The sequence below is a fragment of the Rhizobacter sp. P2_H2 genome (assembly GCF_056403375.1).
The window spans coordinates 1-2615 of the sequence record NZ_JBFUFP010000783.1; the positions used below are offsets into that span (position 1 = coordinate 1).

Below are 2615 nucleotides of genomic sequence, written 5' to 3' on the forward strand. Positions count from 1 at the left end.
CCGGTGATCAGGGTCACGCCGCCACGGCGCAGCCGCTGGCGCGTCGGCAAGCCGGCCGGCAGCGGCTCGTAGCGCTGCACCCAGCGGTGCGGGCCGCGCCATGCGACGGGTGTGTCGGTGCTGTCACCCCGCGCCTCGTCGACCAGCATGCGGGCGAGCCGGTCCTCGGCCTCGCTCTCCGGCGCCGGCAGCAGCACGTCGACGACGCGGCAGCGCAGCGACGGGATCTCCTGCCCCATCACCCGCGCGAGACCGAGCAGCGTCGCCTTCTCGGGCGCCAGCGGCTCGATGCCGGTGACGTCCTCGAGGCGGTCGGTGACGACGGTCAGCGCGAGCCGCTCGATGCCAGTCGCTTCGACCGCCCGTGCGAAGGCGAGCAGGCTCAGGTAGCCAAGCTCCAGCCGTGGCTTCGCAGCCGCGCCGCGGTGGCCGTCGAGGCTCCACAGGTGCAGGACCTGCGTCAACGGGCCTTCGGCCTGCAGCGCGCCCAAGAGGTCGTCGAAGTCGGTACGCTCGGCCGGCCGCACGGTGTACTGCTGCGCCGCATTTCGTGCAAAGCGGATGCCGGGCTGCGCGAAGCTGACGCGCGCGCCGCGCCGGCGCAGTTCGCGCAGCACGCTGGCGCTGATGCTGTCGACATCGCCGAGCACCAGCACGTGGCCGCCCGGCTCGGCGCCGGCGGCCGGCCGCGGCGCTGCACTGCGCTGCCAGCTCGGCGCGTAGAAGATGTTCCCGTCGGCCTTCGGCGCCGCGGCCGGCGCGCCGGCTTCCACCCAGTAGCGGCGACGCTGGAACGCATAGGTCGGCAGCGGCACGCGGCGCCGCACGGCGCCTTCACGCCACGCCGACCAGTCGATCGGCACCCCCGCAACCCAGGCCGCGGCCACCGTGCCGGCCAGTTGCTGTGCATTGCGCGCATGCTGCTGCGGATGGGCCTGGCTGGCCCACACGCCCGCGGCCGTGGCCGCGCCTGGATGCTGGCGCGCGAGGCTGCTGAGCGTCGCACCGGGGCCGACCTCCAGCAGCGCACGCCCCGGCCCCTCGAACACTGCCCGCAGGCCGTCGGCAAAGCGCACCGCACCGCGCAGGTGGCGGCCCCAGTACGCCGGGTCGACCGCCTCGGCCGCGGTGATCACGCGGCCCGACGCATTCGAGATGAACGGCAGGCGCGGCGCCTCGCGCGGCACCGCGGCGATCGTGCGCTGCAGCTCGGCGACGATCGGCTCGACCATCGCCGAGTGCGACGCGATGCCGACATGCAGCCGGCGCGGCTGCTGCCCGGCCTCGCGCAGGCGCGCCTCGGCGCGCTCGATCGCGTCGATCGGGCCGGCGATCACGCACAGCTGTTCGGCGTTGACCGCAGCGAGGTCGCAACCGTCGCCGAGGTACGGACGCAGCGCGTCTTCCGTCAACGCCACCGCCGTCATCGCACCGGCCGGCAGCCCCTGCATCAGCCGGCCACGCGTTGCGACGATGTTCAGCGCATCCGCCAACTGGAACACCCCCGCCAGGCAGGCCGCGACGTACTCGCCGAGGCTGTGGCCGATCATCAGCGCCGGGGTCACGCCCAGGCTCATCCACCAGCGCGCCATCGCGTACTCGATGACGAACAGCGCCGGCTGCGCCAACTCGATGCGCGCGAGCCGCAGCTCGGCCGCCGCCGCGTCGGCCGGCGCCGGGAACAGCACCTCGCGCAGGTCGAACCCGAACCCGGGCCGCAGCAGCTCGCAGCAGCGATCGACCTCGGCGCGGAACACGCCGCTGCGCCGGTACAGTGCCTCGCCCATGTGCACATGCTGCGCACCGCCGCCTGGGAACAGGAACACCAGCTCGGGCGCGGCGTCGACCGCAGCGTTCACCGCCTCGGGCGCCTGCAGCATCTGCGCGGCCAGCGAGGCGCCGTCGGCCACCACCGCGCTGCGCTGCGCGAAGGCCTGCCTGCCGGATTGCAGCGTGTGCGCCACGTCGGCCAGGGCCTGTTCCGGATGCGCTTGCAGATGGTCCGCGAGCAGCGCACGCGCCTCGCGCAGCGCCGCACCGTCGCGGGCTGACAGCGGCAGCACCTGCCAGTCGCCGTCGTCGGCCCGCGCGGCCACGGCCGGCGCCTCCTCCAGCACCACGTGCACGTTGGTGCCCCCGATGCCGAAGCCGCTGACACCGGCGCGCCGCGGCGTGTCGCCCTGCGGCCACGGCGCGGCCGCGGTGCTGACGTAGAACGGGCTGCTGTCCAGCGCGAGCTGCGGGTTCGCCCGCTCGAAATGCAGGCTCGGCGGCAGCGTGCGGTGCTTCAGCGCCAGCACCGCCTTGATCAGCCCGGCAACGCCGGCCGCTGCGTCGAGGTGGCCGATGTTGGTCTTGACCGAGCCGAGCGCGCAGAAGCCGCGCCGCGCGGTGCCGGCGCGGAAGGCCTGCGTCAGCGCCGCCACCTCGATCGGGTCGCCGAGCACGGTGCCGGTGCCGTGCGCCTCGATGCAGCCGATGCTGTCGGGCGACACATCGGCCACCAGGTGGGCGGCGCGGATCACGTCGGCCTGGCCACGCACGCTCGGCGCGGTGAAGCCGACCTTGTCGGCGCCGTCGTTGTTGGCGGCCGAGCCCTTGATCACCGCATGCAC

At 74.5% G+C, this 2615-nt stretch carries 1 protein-coding gene; it reads right to left on the bottom strand.

Features of this window, described 5'->3' with window-relative positions; genetic code table 11:
- Window positions 1–2615: type I polyketide synthase (locus AC1D15_RS26240; RefSeq protein WP_477828300.1), on the bottom strand; the 2615-nt coding region annotated here is incomplete at both ends.